Annotated in this window: 13 protein-coding genes and 1 tRNA gene; 9 read left to right on the top strand and 5 right to left on the bottom strand. The window is 66.8% G+C overall.

Annotated features, from left to right (window positions below; genetic code table 11):
• Nucleotides 1-132 precede the first annotated feature (132 nt).
• From pdhA to A5646_RS19950, 3 genes are read left to right on the top strand one after another with little or no spacing between them, the layout of a single operon-like run.
• A complete protein-coding gene (gene pdhA, locus A5646_RS19940; protein ID WP_197497860.1) occupies nt 133-1,215 on the top strand; it encodes a pyruvate dehydrogenase (acetyl-transferring) E1 component subunit alpha in 1,083 nt (360 codons plus the stop codon).
• Between the two features lie 9 nt (nt 1,216-1,224).
• On the top strand, nt 1,225-2,280 hold the full coding sequence (gene bkdB / locus A5646_RS19945) for a 3-methyl-2-oxobutanoate dehydrogenase subunit beta (protein WP_067023731.1): 1,056 nt from the start codon (nt 1,225-1,227) through the stop codon (nt 2,278-2,280).
• Nucleotides 2,277-3,446 (top strand): dihydrolipoamide acetyltransferase family protein, encoded by a 1,170-nt coding sequence (locus A5646_RS19950; protein ID WP_066860303.1) that lies wholly within the window; start codon nt 2,277-2,279, stop codon nt 3,444-3,446. The genes bkdB and A5646_RS19950 overlap by 4 nt, the downstream gene beginning before the upstream one ends.
• An 8-nt stretch (nt 3,447-3,454) precedes the next feature.
• On the opposite strand, the gene A5646_RS29125 is transcribed toward A5646_RS19950, so the two are convergent.
• The 3 genes from A5646_RS29125 to A5646_RS19960 all read right to left on the bottom strand — a co-directional run bounded on the left by A5646_RS29125 (nt 3,455) and on the right by A5646_RS19960 (nt 5,409).
• Nucleotides 3,455-3,745 (bottom strand): hypothetical protein, encoded by a 291-nt coding sequence (locus A5646_RS29125; protein ID WP_156748724.1) that lies wholly within the window; start codon nt 3,743-3,745, stop codon nt 3,455-3,457.
• Nucleotides 3,746-3,848: 103 nt separating this feature from the next.
• Nucleotides 3,849-4,619: an enoyl-CoA hydratase gene (locus A5646_RS19955; protein WP_066860300.1), complete on the bottom strand. Its 771-nt coding sequence runs from the start codon at nt 4,617-4,619 to the stop codon at nt 3,849-3,851.
• 379 nt (nt 4,620-4,998) lie between these two features.
• On the bottom strand, nt 4,999-5,409 hold the full coding sequence (locus tag A5646_RS19960; RefSeq protein WP_066860297.1) for a hypothetical protein: 411 nt from the start codon (nt 5,407-5,409) through the stop codon (nt 4,999-5,001).
• Nucleotides 5,410-5,970: 561 nt separating this feature from the next.
• Between A5646_RS19960 and A5646_RS19965 the strand changes: the two genes are divergently transcribed.
• Nucleotides 5,971-6,261, top strand: a complete 291-nt coding sequence (locus A5646_RS19965; protein ID WP_156765349.1) for a hypothetical protein — start codon at nt 5,971-5,973, stop codon at nt 6,259-6,261.
• A 168-nt stretch (nt 6,262-6,429) separates the two neighbouring features.
• Here the strand turns inward: A5646_RS19965 and A5646_RS19970 are convergent, their stop codons facing one another.
• Nucleotides 6,430-7,113, bottom strand: a complete 684-nt coding sequence (locus A5646_RS19970) for a cutinase family protein (RefSeq protein ID WP_066878370.1) — start codon at nt 7,111-7,113, stop codon at nt 6,430-6,432.
• Between the two features lie 710 nt (nt 7,114-7,823).
• Here A5646_RS19970 and A5646_RS19975 point away from each other — a divergent pair.
• A complete protein-coding gene (locus tag A5646_RS19975) occupies nt 7,824-8,132 on the top strand; it encodes a hypothetical protein (protein WP_066860288.1) in 309 nt (102 codons plus the stop codon).
• Between the two features lie 233 nt (nt 8,133-8,365).
• Here A5646_RS19975 and A5646_RS19980 read toward each other — a convergent pair.
• Nucleotides 8,366-8,439: transfer RNA gene (locus tag A5646_RS19980), tRNA-Arg, on the bottom strand.
• 187 nt (nt 8,440-8,626) lie between these two features.
• On the opposite strand from A5646_RS19980, the gene A5646_RS19985 reads away from it, so the two are divergent.
• The 4 genes from A5646_RS19985 (at nt 8,627) to A5646_RS20000 (ending at nt 15,695) form a co-directional block, all read left to right on the top strand.
• Nucleotides 8,627-9,874, top strand: coding sequence for an alpha/beta hydrolase (locus tag A5646_RS19985; RefSeq protein WP_066878372.1), 1,248 nt, complete (start codon nt 8,627-8,629; stop codon nt 9,872-9,874).
• A 159-nt stretch (nt 9,875-10,033) separates the two neighbouring features.
• On the top strand, nt 10,034-11,503 hold the full coding sequence (locus A5646_RS19990) for a wax ester/triacylglycerol synthase family O-acyltransferase (protein WP_156765662.1): 1,470 nt from the start codon (nt 10,034-10,036) through the stop codon (nt 11,501-11,503).
• The gene (locus A5646_RS19995; RefSeq protein WP_067023740.1) at nt 11,500-13,344 is read left to right on the top strand and encodes an HAD-IB family hydrolase/lysophospholipid acyltransferase family protein; all 1,845 of its coding nucleotides are present in this window, start codon (nt 11,500-11,502) and stop codon (nt 13,342-13,344) included. The genes A5646_RS19990 and A5646_RS19995 overlap by 4 nt, the downstream gene beginning before the upstream one ends.
• On the top strand, nt 13,341-15,695 hold the full coding sequence (locus tag A5646_RS20000) for a glycerol-3-phosphate 1-O-acyltransferase (RefSeq protein WP_067023743.1): 2,355 nt from the start codon (nt 13,341-13,343) through the stop codon (nt 15,693-15,695). The genes A5646_RS19995 and A5646_RS20000 overlap by 4 nt, the downstream gene beginning before the upstream one ends.
• Nucleotides 15,696-15,720 lie beyond the last annotated feature (25 nt).

Here is a 15,720-nt window from a genome sequence, read left to right on the forward strand (position 1 = left end):
CAATCAACGCGGTCTCTTCTCGTTCGAGCGCATAATGGTGGGTACGTCAGTGTCGCGGCGAGCGAAGCCTTTCGTGTAGCTGGCGATCGACTCCCGCTCGCGGCACCCGGCGAGGGAGGCGGTGTGGCGCAAATGTCTTCGGTGCCGATGGCTGTCGAGCTGGAACCGGTGCAACTCGTCGCTCCCGATGGCACACCGACGCCCGAACACCGCTATAGCCGTGAGCTTCCCGCGGAGACGCTGAGCTGGCTCTACGAGATGATGGTGGTCACCCGCGAGCTGGACGGCGAATTCGTCAACCTCAAGCGGCAGGGGGAGCTGGGGCTGTTCGCGTCCTGCCGCGGTCAGGAAGCCGCTCAGGTTGGCGCCACGGCGTGCCTGCGCAAGACGGATTGGTTGTTCCCCCAATATCGGGAGCTCGGCGCGTTTTTGGTGCGCGGCATCCCGCCGGGGCATGTGGGGGCGGCGTGGCGCGGAACGTGGCACGGCGGCCTCGAGTTCACCAAGAAATGCTGTGCCCCCCTGTCGATTCCGATCGGCACCCAGACCCTGCACGCCGTGGGCGCGGCCATGGCCGCCCAACGCCTCGGCGAGGATTCGGTGACGGTGGCCTTCCTCGGCGACGGCGCCACCAGCGTGGGAGACGTGCACGAGGCGTTGAACTTCGCGGCGGTGTTCGGCACGCCTTGCCTGTTCTTCGTGCAGAACAATCAGTGGGCGATCTCGATGCCGATATCCCGACAGACCGCCGCACCCTCGCTGGCGCACAAGGCGATTGGTTACGGAATGCCCGGAATCCGGGTGGACGGCAACGACGTTTTGGCCTGCTACGCGGTGACGGCCGAGGCCGCCGCCCGAGCCCGGGCCGGCGGTGGGCCGACGTTGATCGAGGCGGTCACCTACCGCCTGGCCCCGCACACCACATCCGACGATCCGAGTCGATACCGGACGCAAGAGGAAGTGGATCGCTGGGCGGCGCTGGAACCGATCGCGCGGTACCGCAGCTACCTGCAGGGCCAAGGTCTGTGGTCGGACCGGTTGGAGGAACGCGTCGCGGCCCGAGCCAAGCGGATGCGGGCCGAATTGCGCGACGCGGTGTTCGACGCGCCCGACTTCGACATCGACGAGGTGTTCACCTCGGTGTACGCCGAGATCACACCGGGGCTAGAGGCACAGCGCCAGCAGCTGCGGGCCGAACTCGACCGAAGCGATTGAGAGGCATCCATGACTCAGCTCGCTGATCGCCCGGCCGGCCACGACGAGACGCTCACCGCGGCAGTAGAACACATCGTGCTGGGCGCGCAGTCGCTGACCATGGTGCAGGCGCTCAACCGCGCCCTGCACGACGCCATGGCCGCCGACGATCGGGTGCTGGTGTTCGGCGAAGACGTCTCGGTCGAGGGCGGGGTGTTTCGGGTCACCGAGGGGCTGGCCGCGGCGTTCGGCGAAGCACGCTGCTTCGACACGCCCCTCGCCGAATCGGCCATCATCGGGATCGCGGTGGGGCTGGCGTTGCGCGGCTTCGTGCCGGTACCCGAGATCCAGTTCGACGGGTTCTCCTACCCGGCCTTCGATCAGGTGGTCAGCCACCTCGCCAAGTACCGCACCCGCACCCGCGGCGAAATCAACATGCCGGTGACGGTGCGCATCCCCTCGTTCGGGGGAATCGGTGCCGCCGAACATCATTCGGACTCGACCGAGTCGTATTGGGCCCATACCGCCGGCCTGAAGGTGGTAGTACCGTCCAGCCCCGCCGACGCGTATTGGCTACTGCGGCACGCGATCACCTGCCCGGACCCGGTCATGTACTTGGAGCCCAAGCGCCGCTACCAGCGTCGCGGGCTGGTTGACGTCACCCGGCCCGAACCACCGATCGGACGGGCGATGGTGCGCCGGCCGGGTACCGACGTGACCGTCGTGACGTACGGCAGCCTGGTCGGCACGGCCGTCGGAGCAGCCGAAGAGGCTCAGCGGCAACGCGGTTGGAGCCTGGATGTCATCGATCTGCGCTCGCTGGTGCCACTGGACTTCGATACCGTCGCCGCGTCGATCCACCGGACCGGACGCTGCGTGGTGATGCACGAGGGCCCCCGGAGCCTGGGGTACGGGGCCGGCCTGGCCGCCCGAATCCAGGAGGAGTTGTTCTACGAGCTGGAGGCCCCGGTGTTGCGCGCGTGCGGGTTTGACACCCCGTACCCGCCGGCGCGGCTGGAGAAGTGGTGGCTGCCCGGACCCGACCGGCTGCTTGATTGCGTCGAGCGCGTGCTGGGGCAGCCATGAACGACGAGCGGGTCAAGTCGTTTCGGGTCCCCGACCTCGGCGAGGGGTTGGAAGAAATCACCGTGACGCAGTGGCACGTGGCGGTGGGCGAGGACGTCGAGCTCAACCAGGTGCTGTGCACGGTGGAGACGGCCAAGGCCGAAGTGGAGATCCCCAGCCCGTACGCGGGTCGCATCGTCGAACGCAACGGCGCCGAAGGCGATGTCCTCAACGTCGGGGCGGTGCTGCTGCGGATCGACACAGCGCCGCTGGGCGGCGATTCGCCGGCCGCCGAGACGGCGCCACCGACGCTGGTCGGTTATGGCGCCGACTCCGGCATCGACATCAGCCGGCGCACCACCCGCCCGCTGGCCGCGCCTCCGGTGCGCAAGCTGGCCAAAGAGCTGATGGTGGATCTCAACTCGGTGCAGGGTGGCGCGGGCGCCATCATCACTCGGGAGGACGTGCTGGCGGCGGCCGGCGGGAACGGCCATGGCGCCGACGTGCGGCCGGTCCAGGGTGTGCAGGCCCGGATGGCGGAGAAAATGACGCTGTCGCACAAGGAGATTCCACCGGCGAAAGTCGGTGTCGAGGTCGACTGCGCCGAGCTGCTGCGGCTGTCCGACCGGTTCCGCGCGGAGCAGGAGACCATCACACCCTTCGTCCTGACGCTGCGCTTGCTGGTCATCGCGTTGCGCCACAACGAGATGTTGAATGCGACCTGGGTGGACTCGCCGCAGGGACCGCGGGTGCGCGTCGAGCACCGTGTGCACCTGGGCATCGCCGCGGCCACCGAGCGTGGATTGCTGGTCCCGGTGATCGCCGATGCCCACACGATGACGACCCGCGAACTGGCAAGCAGGGCAGCCCAATTGATTGCCGGCGCGCGTGCCGGCAGCCTGGGACCGGGGGAGCTGCGCGGCTCGACGTTCACCGTGACGAACTTCGGGGCGCTGGGTGTGGACGACGGGGTGCCGGTGATCAACCATCCCGAAGCCGCCATCCTCGGCATGGGAGCGATCAAGCCGCGGCCCGTCGTCCGGGGCGGCGAGATCGTGGTGCGCCCGACGATGTCGTTGACATGTGTGTTCGACCATCGCATCGCCGACGGGGCGCAAGCCGCCCAATGTGTCTGCGAACTAAGGGATCTGATCGAGGCACCGGAGACCGCGTTGCTCGACTTGTGAGCGCCGGGTCACGAGTGCGGCGGCACGGGGCACCAGAACAGGCCACAGTTGAAGTTCGGCTGATGAAACGGCGGCGGGGGCGGGTACGGCGGAGGGTTGTCGGTGTCCCAACATTGGTTCCAGTACTTGTTCTCGCCCCAGGCCGGGTTCCACGGCTGGTTCGGGCACCAATGCGCTTGCGGCGGCGGCGCCGGCCGGGCCTGCGCGGTACCCGCCGTCAGCGCGAGTCCCGCCGTGGCGAGCCCACTAGTTAGCAGGGCCCCGGCGACAAGCCGGGTGAAGGTGTGGTGGATGTGCACGCTGCATTCCTTTGCTCAGGCGCCACTTCGGTCGGCGTCGTCGCAGCAAGTGCAGCCGGTCCGCCGCGCTACCGATCCCAATCTGCGCGCGTGCGGGGGAGGCCTACCGGCGTTGCGCGGCGGCCAATCGCTTTGCGAATTCCGGTGATTGGATGGAATAGGACTGCGGGCCGAGCTCGGCGCGCATGGCCAGCTGGTGTTGCTCGTTGTCCAGCGATCCCGGGCTGACGGTGGCGCGCATGGTGGCCTTGGTCGCCAGCACCACGTCGCGCGGTGCCGCCGCCGGGCCGGCGGCCAGCTCCAGCGCCGCGGCTACCGGATCGTCGGCGACGCTCAGCGCCAAGCCGTGCTGTACGGCGGCGTCGGCGTCGAAGCGCATGCCGAACAGCAGCGCGGCCCGCGCCACCTGGGGGCCGACGGCTCGCTGGAACATCCACGTCGCGCCCCCGCCCGGGTGTAGACCGAGCTTCTGGAATCGCGCGTCGAACACCGCGGCGGGTCCGGCGATGCGCACGTCGGCGGCCAGGGCCAGATTGAGACCCGCGCCCACCGCGGCGCCGTTGACGGCGGCAATGGTGGGCAGCCGGCAACCGCCGACGGCCATGAAGCCGTCGTAAAGCTGCTGCAGGCCCGCCTCGGCGGCGCCGCCGCCCGCCGCGCCCAGGGCGCTGAGGTCCGCGCCCGCGCAGAACGCCTTGCCGGCCCCGGTGACCACCACGGCATGCACCTCGGGATCGGCTTCGGCCCGCTCGACCGCCTCTCGCAGCAGGCCCGACGACTCGGCGGTGATCGCGTTGCGCCGATCGGGATCGTTGACGGTGATGAGCGCGACCCGGTTGGTGACGTTGAACAGGATCGGTTCGGACTGGGCCATCGGGCACCTCCGGCTTCGGGTCTTGGTGGCGGATCCGCCTGGGCGCACCGGTTTAACGGCGGCAGCGTCTTGGGCGAGGTAAGACTACTTCGCGCCCCGCACCCCGAGTCGGCCGGTGCGAGCGTGAATATCGAGAACCGTTAGGAAAAGGCGGGCATTCGACCGCTGGCGCAAAGGCGTAAACGTTTGCGGGGCCCGCAGCTGATATCGGAATCTACAAGCAATGCTGTGTTTATCAAAACATTATCTGCTGCTTTTCGCCCGCGCCGGTCGGACGCCCGGGTCGACCTGGTGAAACAAGGGGTGGGCGCCCGCTCACGGGCCGGATGTCGGAGCTGGGCGCCGCCCTTGCCGCGCCACGGACGTTGCTCGGGCCGCGTTACAGCTCGGGTTTCGCTAACTTCTTCGCCAGCTCATCGAGTTCGGCCTGGCGCTCCCGCACCGCACACCCGCGCCGTTCCGTGCGCGCTCCGCGCATAACGGCCACCGGCAGCGCATCACTACGCAACTTGGTGTTGGCGTAATGTATTGCGGCATCGATCATTTCGATGTATCGCTCGGCATCGTGCTCGGCGCACGAACCCTCGATCCGCTGGATTTCATCCCAACAAGGATAGGAGGAATACCGGGCATCAAGTTGTTGCTGCGAGACTTGCGTTCCGAAGTAACAGCGCCAGTCGCGGCTTAGCCAACCCCGAGTTTTGACTTCGACTTTGATTCGATTGCCAACGCCGGCTATGAACCTCGGCTCCCCGACGCGCACTACCGGCTGCCAGTCATTCGACGCCATATTTCGCCAACCCCTCGAAGAGAAGACGCTGTAAGTAATGATCTCCCCGTAAGCGCCATCTGCTCGTTTTGACACGCTGTTCCCAGTTCGATTAAAGCGCAAACTTTTGACAGCGACTTCGAGTTTTGTGGGTCCGCGGACGCTATGGGACCCTCACCCGATTGCCATTTGCCGCGGTTGCGCGTGCGGGTTCGTGGCCATCAACGCGATCGCCAAAATGCGCCGTGACCTGCGCCAGCGCGCCAATCGCAAAGGTCATTAGATCGCGCTTCGTGCGGCTTGCGTCGGGGTGCCGCACCAATTCATCTTGCGTCCCGGCGGTCACTTCGGCCCCGGAGGCACCATCCGGTGACCATAAAGTGATTCCCGAATCCGATAGCGCATGCGCTATCGCTTTCGGCGATCGCGACCAATGATCGAGCCCGGCGGCGGTTGACCGGCTGGACTCGCCACGCGCACTCCGCGGCCAAGGATGCGTAGAGGATCCGCCAAGCGCCGGCGCCCAAGCTCATGTCAGCTCGAACGAGCAATCCCCATCGGCATCGACGCAAGGAGCACCTCATGCGGACCGCGAGCTCCAGGACCATGCGCTACAGGGCGCCTGCCTACCGGGCGTACGCGAGGACGCGCGATCGCCGACTCGGGTACGTGCGGCTGATGCTGGTCGCCGTCGCGACGGCCGGATTGATCGGCCTGGGGGTCGGTGTTGCCAGCCTCGATCGACCGCTGGCCGGCCGGCCCTGTCCGGTTCCGAATGTCACCACGCATGACGCCGCCGGCCTCACCTGGTCGTGCGACCCGGCGTCGCCCGGACATCACGAGGCGGTGTGGCAGTATGCGCCCGCGTCGTAGCCTCGATAGCACATGGGGCGCAACGGGTTTCGTTGCTAGCGCCCGCCGGTTGGAGATGCGCCTCGGCAAAGACGAACGAGCGCCACCATTAGCGCAGCTCTCACGTCCGGCAAGTCGCTCAAGACCGTGCGGCACGCGCCGGTCACCATGGTGGCCAGTTCGGCGACCTCAGAGCCGTCCGGCCACGAAAGTTGCTGCCTGGCTTGGCATTCCGGATCCTTGGTAGGACAGATCCGCCGCCGAGAACAACTCGTCGTGTGACGGCAGGGCCAGCGGGCCGCCCGGAGTGCATACCGGATCACCGGGCGCGCACAAGTCAATGGCCTTCGCCCCGTACCACGGGCTGACCACGCTCACCGGCGCCCCCAGATACCTGGCCGACGGATTTCCGAAGAGGGCCAGGGCGGCAACATGGTCGGCCTCGTCGGCCGTCAATATCTGAGGGATCAAGCCCGCGATCGGTGCCTGGGCGATGGTGATCAGATCTATCACCATCGCGCCCTGCGAATAGCCTCCGAGCACCAGTTTGGTGTTAGGACAGTTCGCCACCATGGACTGAACGTGGGCGTGCGCGTCGCCGGCGCCCGCCGACGCCGACGGTGCGAAATCCCCATCCGCGGGGTAGTTGACGGGATACACCCCGAGCGACCGGCCCCGGACCTGGGAGCGCAGCGAGTCCATGAACGCCTGTCCGACCCCGCCGACACCGGGTGGCTCGGCGGTGCCGCGGGCGAACGTGACCTCGATGTCCGGACAGGGCGAGGCAGACGCGGAGATCGGCGGACACAACGGCGACGAGCAAGCCGTCAGCACCGTGGCGGCCAGTACACGCGCTAATCGGCGTGCGTTCACGCACCAATGCTGACATATCGGGGCCGGAAAGGCACGGTCCGATCAGGGCCCAGCTAACGCGGGACATATGCCCGGACCGGCGTGCCGGCCGGCAAACTCGCGTGCCCCAGGCAATTCTTGGCCGACGGCTTAAGCGCTCACCGATTGGTCTATGGCGCAATGTTTCTCACGCTGCAAACGATCAGCGGCGATGTCCGCAATCCCCGCGATGATTCGGAGAGCTTCCTCGACAGTCGGGGAGCGTGCCGACCGCCCAACGGACCTGGCCTGAGGTCCGACCGAGTTATTTCTCCGCCATTGCCGGCATTGCGCCGTTGCGTTTGCAACCAGCGCAATACTCCTCATCCTGGTTCTGCGTTTCGTGTATGGAATTGCATTCAGGACATTCTTGAATGTATTTATGATTCGGATTCAAGCAAGCAGCCATAAGCTGTTGTTTTTGCCTGAATATGCTTGCTGAACTCTTATTGACCCTAGCCAACATCCTCGATAATTTCCCTGCTCAACGATGCAAATGGCCGACTCTCGTGGTCAGCTATCCGCGTTTGCCAATATCAATCACTGTTCCCAGCCGCGGCCGGTTGAAACCCCGGGTGAGGGTGCAACCTGCGCGCACCCGCGGAAATGGAGTAGCCGCCTACTCTAGACGGCTCACTTCGACGCGCCGGAGACTATTAACGTTCTCTTCCCATCTAGCGAAAGGTCCAGCCATGGCCATCGTCGCTACTACGATCGTCCATCCGAACCCTGGGGTCTCCTGGGACGACATTCAGAAGCAGCTGAAGCGAGCGACCGGGCTTGCCCGCAAACATGGCGCGGAGAACGTCACCGCGCTGGTCAACATGATCGGAGGTCAGGGCACCAACGCCATCGGCTTGATGTCGACTACCCAGGACTGGGCCACATATGGCCAGGTCCAGCAGAGCCTCAATGCTGACCCGGACTTCCAAAGCCTCCTCGTCGACGCGGCCCAAATGGCCACCTGGGAGAACTACGTCAGTCAGACGATCGAGGTCTAGCACCACGACCAGTTGATTTAGGTGATCGATCACCGTCGGTGGGGCGTTCGGTGTCTCACTTGCCGGCCCGCCGCCAATCGGTTAGGTAGTCAGCAGGACTGATTTCCCAGCCGGTAGGCGCCCGGTCTGCGACTGGACATCGTCGCCCCACCGACCGGGCGGCGCGCGGACCCCGCCGTCGGTGGACCTGCGGCGCCGCGTCGGGCAATAACCGAAGTCACCACGAATCTCGGTGCCCCCGGCACGACTCGAACGTGCGACCTAGGGATTAGAAGGCCCTTGCTCTATCCACCTGAGCTACGGAGGCAATGTGCAGGTCAGTCTATCCAACCGCGCCTGCCGACCCGATTCCCCGCCGCCACGCGCGCGAAAACCCTTACCGCGCCGCGTTTATCGGTTATCGTTGGGACCCTCGACACACGGACAACATCGGCCGGTCATGGGCCGTTAACCGCAACGAGGCGTGTGCATAACGTTCCAGAGGTGACGTGGCAATGAGCGTGGCCAGCAAGCAGACCTCGCCGTGTTCGTGGGCGGGGGCCCAGGTGGCACGGCTGGCAGCCGAAGCCCGGGATGTCTACCAACTCGGTAACCTGGTGCTGCGCGGTGGGCCGTTCGCGCTGGGCTGCTTCGCCGGCTGGCTTTTCACGGAGTTTCCTCCGCACGTGGTGACCGGCCACGCGCTGTCCCGCGTCTCGCATCCGTCCGTCGGCCGGGTAGGCACGACGCTGGCCGCCCAGCGGGCTGATCGAACCCTCACCGCCGCGCTCGAGGAGTCGTTCGGCCCCGAGTTTCGCGAACAGGTATGTCATCCCGCCGCCGTCGGCGCGCTGTGCGCCCCGCGCGGTCGACTGCTCGGCAGGCCCGGGCCGCACCGCCGGTATGCGTCGCAGACGTCCGACATCTCCTACGGTCCGAGCCCGCGCGACAACCTGCTGGACATCTGGCGGCGCGACGACTTGGCGCCAGGTTGCCGCGCACCCGTGCTGATCCAGGTGCCGGGCGGGGCATGGGCGCTCAACGGCCGGCGTCCGCAGGCCTACACGCTGATGAGCCGAATGGTCCAACTCGGCTGGATCTGCGTCTCGATCGACTACAGCAAGAGCCCGCGCGCCACCTTCCCCGCACACCTCATCGACGTCAAAAGGGCGATCGCGTGGGTCCGGGAGAACATCGCCGACTACGGCGGCGACCCCGATTTCATCGCGATCACCGGCGGCTCGGCGGGCGGGCACCTGGCCTCCCTGGCGGCGCTGACGCCGAACGACCCCGCCTCCCAGCCCGGTTTCGAAGAGGCCGACACCAGCGTGCAAGCGGTAGCGCCCTACTACGGCGTCTACGACTTCACCGACTTCGACAACATGCACCCACTGATGCTGCCGTTCCTCGAACAGTTCGTGATGAAGGCCCGCTACGCCGAGGCGCCCGAGCGCTTCACGGCGGCATCACCCGTCTCCTACGTGCACGCCGACGCGCCGCCCTTCTTCGTGTTGCACGGCCAGAAGGACGAGTTGGTGCCCAGCGGCCAGGCTCGCGCTTTCTGCGCGGCGTTGCGCGCGGCCGGGGCTGCCACGGTGGCGCACGCCGAACTCGGCAACGCCCACCACGCTTTCGACATCACGCCGACGGTCCGATCGCGGCTGGCCGCTGACGCCGTCGCCGATTTCCTCGGTGTCGTGTACGGACGGCGCGTCAGCTCCCTGCTGGATTCGCTGCCGCTGTCGGCCACTTCGGCCAGCTGAGGGTCGGCCGGAGGCCAGCTGAATCGGCGGCCCGGTGCTCGCCGCTCCTTTCACCAGCGTGGTAACCCGACTAGCGTTGGGTAGACCATTCGGGTCGGTGGTCCTAAAGGCAGGAGGCTTGAGCGACGGTGACAACGTTGGCGCGTCGAGCTGATGACCATGACTGAATCCGTCGAGGCGATCAAGTTGTCCGACGAACTCGGGCCGGTCGACTACCTACTGCACAGGGGAGAGGCAAACCCCCGCACCCGGTCCGGGATCATGGCCTTGGAGCTGCTGGACACCACGCCGGAATGGGAACAGTTCCGGAACCGATTCGAAAGCGCGTCCCGACGGGTGCTGCGGTTGCGCCAAAAGGTCGTCGTGCCGACCCTGCCGACGGCGTCGCCGCGCTGGGTGGTCGATCCCGACTTCAACCTGGATTTTCACGTGCGCCGGGTGCGTGTTTCCGAACCGGGCACGCCGCGTGAGGTATTCGATCTGGCCGACCTCATCCTGCAGTCGCCGATGGACATTTCGCGACCGTTGTGGACGGCCACCCTCGTCGAGGGCCTGGCCGACGGCAAGGCCGCAACGCTGCTGCATGTCAGCCACGCCGTCACCGACGGCGTGGGCGGGGTGCAGATGTTCGCCGAAATCTATGACCTCGAGCGCGATCCGCCGGCCAAGCCGACGCTGCCGCTGCCCGTGCCGCAGGACCTGACGTCCAATGACCTGATGCGCCAGGGCATTAACCACCTGCCGTTCGCCGTGGTCGGCGGCGTCATGAGCGCGCTGTCCGGGGCGGTATCGGCGGCCGGGCGGGCGGTCCTGGAACCGACGGCCACCGTCTCGGGAATCGTCGGGTACGCCATGTCGGGCATGCGGGTGCTCAACCGGGCCGCCGAGCCGTCGCCACTGCTGCGGCGGCGCAGCCTGGCCACCCGCAGCGAGGCGATCGACATCCCGCTCGCCGACCTGCACAAGGCCGCGAAAGCCGGCGGCGGGTCGATCAACGATGCCTACCTTGCCGGATTGTGCGGCGCCCTGCGCCGCTACCACGAGGCGTTCGGCGTGCCGATCAGCACGCTGCCGATGGCGGTGCCGGTCAACCTGCGGGCCGAAGCGGACACGGCCGGCGGCAACCGGTTCACGGGCGTCAACCTCGCGGCGCCGATCGGCACCGTGGACCCCGTCTCCCGGATGAAAAAGATTCGCGCCCAGATGACGCAGCGCCGCGACGAGCCCGCCATGAACATCATCGGCTCGCTGGCGCCGGTGCTCAGCGTCCTGCCGACCGCGGTGCTCGAAGGCATCACCGGGTCGGTGATCGGCTCCGACGTGCAGGCCAGCAACGTCCCGGTCTATCCCGGCGACACCTACATCGCCGGAGCAAAAGTGTTGCGGCAGTACGGTATCGGTCCGCTGCCCGGCGTGGCGATGATGGTGGTGCTGATCTCGCGGGGCGGGTGGTGCACCATCACCGTGCGCTACGACCGGGCCGCGGTGCGAAACGAGGCGTTGTTCGCCCAATGCCTGCTGGAGGGTTTCGACGAGATCCTGGCGCTGGGAGGCGACCCGCCACCGCAGGCGGTGCCCGCCTCGTTCACCGAGTCGGCGGTGTCCACTCGATCGGTGGCCGGCTCATGAGCAACTCGAAGCAGCAGGGGGACAAGGACGAAACGGCCGGAGCGGACCTGCGGCTGCCCGGCTCGGTGGCCGAGATCATGGCCAGCCCCGAAGGACCGAAGATCGGCGCGTTCTTCGACTTGGACGGCACGCTGGTCGCCGGATTCACCGCGGTCATCCTGACCCAGGAGCGGCTGCTGCGCCGCGACATGGGAGTGAGTGAACTGCTCGGTATGGTGCAGGCCGGCTTGAGCCACACCCTCGGTCGTATCGAGTTCGAGGACCTCATCGGCAAGGCCGCCAAGGCGCTCACCGGGCGACTGCTCGACGACCTGGAAGAGATCGGCGAGCGAATGTTCGTCCAGCGCATCGAATCCCGGATCTACCCGGAGATGCGTGAGCTGGTCCGCGCCCACATGGCCCGCGGCCACACCGTGGTGCTCAGTTCGTCGGCGCTGACCATCCAGGTCAATCCCGTCGCGCGGTTCCTCGGCATCCCCAACATGCTCACCAACAAGTTCGAGACCACCGAGGACGGCTTGCTCACCGGGTCCGTCCAGAAGCCGATTCTCTGGGGTCCCGGCAAAGCCGCTGCGGTACAACGGTTTGCCGCCGAGCACGGCATCGATCTCAAGGACAGTTACTTCTACGCCGACGGTGACGAGGACGTCGCCCTGATGTATCTGGTCGGCAATCCCCGGCCGACGAATCCCGAAGGGAAAATGGCGGCGGTGGCCAAGCGCCGCGGTTGGCCCATCCTGAGATTCAGCAGCCGAGGTCCGGTGGGTCTGCGACGGCAGGTGCGTACCCTTGCCGGACTGGGCTCGATTGTCCCCGTCGGCGCGGGCGCAGTGGCAATGGGCGTGCTGACCGGTAGCCGGCGGCGGGGCGCCAATTTCTTTACTTCCATTTTTTCCCAAACCGTGCTGGCGACCACGGGAGTGCACCTCAATGTCGTCGGGAGAGAGAATCTGACCGCGCAACGTCCGGCCGTTTTCATCTACAACCACCGCAATCAGGTGGATCCGGTGATCGCGGGTGCGCTGGTCAACGACAACTGGGTTGCCGTGGCCAAGAAGGAATTACAGAAGAACCCGATCATGGCCCTGCTCGGCAAAGCGTTGGACGGGGTTTTCATCGACCGAGACGATTCGGCCTCCGCGCTGGAGACGATGCGCATTGTCGAGGAGCGGGCCAAGAACGGGCTTTCCATTGTGATGGCGCCGGAGGGCACCCGGCTGGACACCAACGAGGTCGGCCCCTTCAAAAAGGGTCCATTTCGTCTCGCGATGGCCGCCGGCATCCCGATCGTTCCGATCGTGATTCGCAACGCCGAGCTGGTCGCCGCCCGGAACTCGACCGTCATCAACCCGGGCACCGTCGACGTCGCGGTCTTCCCGCCGATCTCGGTGCAGGACTGGACGCTTGACGCGCTGCCGGACCGCATCGCCGAAGTGCGCCAGCTCTACCTGGATACGCTCGCCAACTGGCCCGTCGACGAACTGCCCGAGGTCGACCTGTACGCGGAGAAGAAGGCGGCCGAGAAGGCACAGAGCCGGACCGCCAAGGCACCCGCGAAGAAGGCACCCGCCAAGAAGGCACCCGCCGAGAACGCGCCGGCGAAGAAGGCACCCGCCAAGAAGGCACCCGCCAAGAAGGCGCCGGCCAAGAAGGCACCCGCCAAGAAAGCACCCGCAAAGAAGGCGCCGGCGAAGAAGGCCGCGTCGAAAGCCAAGGCACCCAAGGCGACTCCGCATGAATCCGAGGCCGCCCGCAAAGACGGCGAGGCGCAACGGCCCGCGACCAAGGCGGCGCCCGGCAACGCCGAGTCACCGGAATCGCCGCACCGAGGGCATCCGTGACCGAACCGGCCGCGGATACCAGCGCCATCCTTGCCGGGACTGACTCGCTGATATTGGCGTCAATGACCTCGCCGGTCGAGATGGACCTGGTGACGGCGTGGATGGAGCAACAACGCGCCGGGCACCCGGGCGCGAATTTCGACCTGGTCAAGCTGCCGGCGCTCGATGCGCCGCCGGACGTGATGACGGCGCTGGCCGAACAGCTCGAATCCCGGGAAGACCGTTCCATCGTGCCGGTGCGGGTGTTCTGGCTGCCGGAGCCGGATCGCGGCCGGGTCGCCAAGCTGGCCGGCCTGCTGCCCGGCCGGGATCCGTACCACCCCAACCAGCGCCAGCAAGAACGGATCGTGCGCACCGCGCCCCAGCGGGCACGGGTGGTGGCCGGCGAAGCCGCGACGGTCGCCGAGCTGCGCCGGCAATGGCGCGACACCACCGTCGGAGACGACCGGTACGACTTCGCCCAATTCGTCATCCGCCGCGCCATCTTGGCGATGGAACGCGTCGAGTACCGGATCCTCGGACCGCAGTACAAGTCGCCGCGGCTGGTGAAACCAGAGATCTTGGCCTCCAACCGGTTTCGGCGCGGCCTGGCGACAATTCCCGGCGCCACCGTCGAGGAAGCCGGAAAGATGCTCGACGAACTCGCTACCGGCTGGAGCCGGGCATCGGTCGACCTCGTCGGGGTTCTCGGCAGGATGATCAGCCGCGGGTTCGACCCCGAGATCGATTATGACGAGTATCAGGTCGCGGCGATGCGGGTGGGCCTGGAAGCCCACCCGGCGGTGTTGTTGTTTTCGCACAGGTCCTACATCGACGGCGCGGTGGTGCCGGTCGCCATGCAGGACAACCGATTACCGCCGGTGCACGTGTTCGCCGGTATCAACTTGTCGTTCGGTGCCATGGGCCCGCTGCTGCGACGTTCCGGGGTCATCTTCATCCGCCGCAACATCGGTAACGACGCGCTCTACAAGTACGTGCTGCGCGAATACGTCGGCTACATCGTCGAAAAGCGGTTCAACCTGAGCTGGTCCATCGAGGGCACCCGCTCGCGCACCGGCAAGATGTTGCCGCCCAAGCTGGGGTTGCTGGCCTACGTCGCCGACGCCTACCTCGATGGCCGCAGCGAAGACATTCTGCTGCAACCGGTCTCGATCAGCTTCGACCAGCTGCACGAGACCGCGGAGTACGCCGCCTACGCCCGCGGCGGCGAGAAGACACCCGAAGGTGTGGGCTGGCTGTACAACTTCATCCGGGCGCAGGGTGAACGCAACTACGGCAAGATCTACGTCCGTTTCCCGGAAGCCGTGTCGATGCGCCACTACCTGGGCGCGCCGCACGGCCCGCTGGCCGAGGATCCGGACGCCAAACGCCTTGCGCTGCAGAAGATGTCATTCGAGGTCGCCTGGCGGATACTGCAGGCGACGCCGGTGACGGCGACGGGTCTGGTATGCGCGCTGCTGCTGACCACGCGCGGGGCGGCGCTGACCCTCGGCCAGTTGCACCACACCCTGCAGGATTCGCTGGATTACCTGGAACGCAAACACAATCCGATGTCCACCAGCGCGTTGCGGCTGCGCACGCAAGACGGGGTACGCGCGGCGGTCGACGCACTGTCCAACGGACATCCCATCACCCGGGTCGACGGCGGCCGGGAACCGGTGTGGCGCATCGCGCCCGAAGAACAGCACGCCGCGGCCTTCTACCGCAACTCGGTGATCCACGCCTTTCTGGAGACCTCGATCGTTGAGCTCGCCCTGGCGCACGCCCGCCACGCCGACGGCGACCGCATGGCCGCGTTCTGGGCCCAGGCGATGCGGCTGCGCCATCTGCTGAAGTTCGACTTCTATTTCGCCGACTCGGCGACATTCCGGGACAACATCGCCGAAGAGATGGCCTGGCACGACAATTGGGAAGCCCACGTCGCGGCCGGGGGCGACGAGATCGACGCGCTGTTGTTCGCCAAGCGTCCGTTGATGGCGGACGCGATGTTGCGGGTGTTCTTCGAGGCCTACGAGATCGTCGCCGATGTGTTGCGGGACGCGCCTGCGGACATCGGGCACAAGGAACTGACCGACTTGGCGTTGGGCGTCGGGCGACAGTACGTGGCGCAGACCCGGATCCGCAGCAGCGAATCGGTCTCGACGCTGCTGTTCGCCACCGCGCGCCAGGTCGTCGAGGATCAGGACCTGATCGCGGCCGCGCCCGACCTGGCCGAAAGGCGTCGTGTCTTCCTGCATGAGCTGCGCGACATCCTGCACGACCTCGACTACGCCGGGCGGATCGCGCGCGATCAGTTCGTGGCCCGCGAGGCCAAGGCCCGCCAGGACCTTCTGGCCAGCCAGCCTCGGTAGCCGGTCGGGGCCGCCCCATACCCTG

It is taken from the genome of Mycobacterium sp. 1245499.0 (assembly GCF_001673615.1).
In the GTDB taxonomy this organism is placed as follows: Bacteria; Actinomycetota; Actinomycetes; order Mycobacteriales; family Mycobacteriaceae; genus Mycobacterium; species Mycobacterium europaeum_A.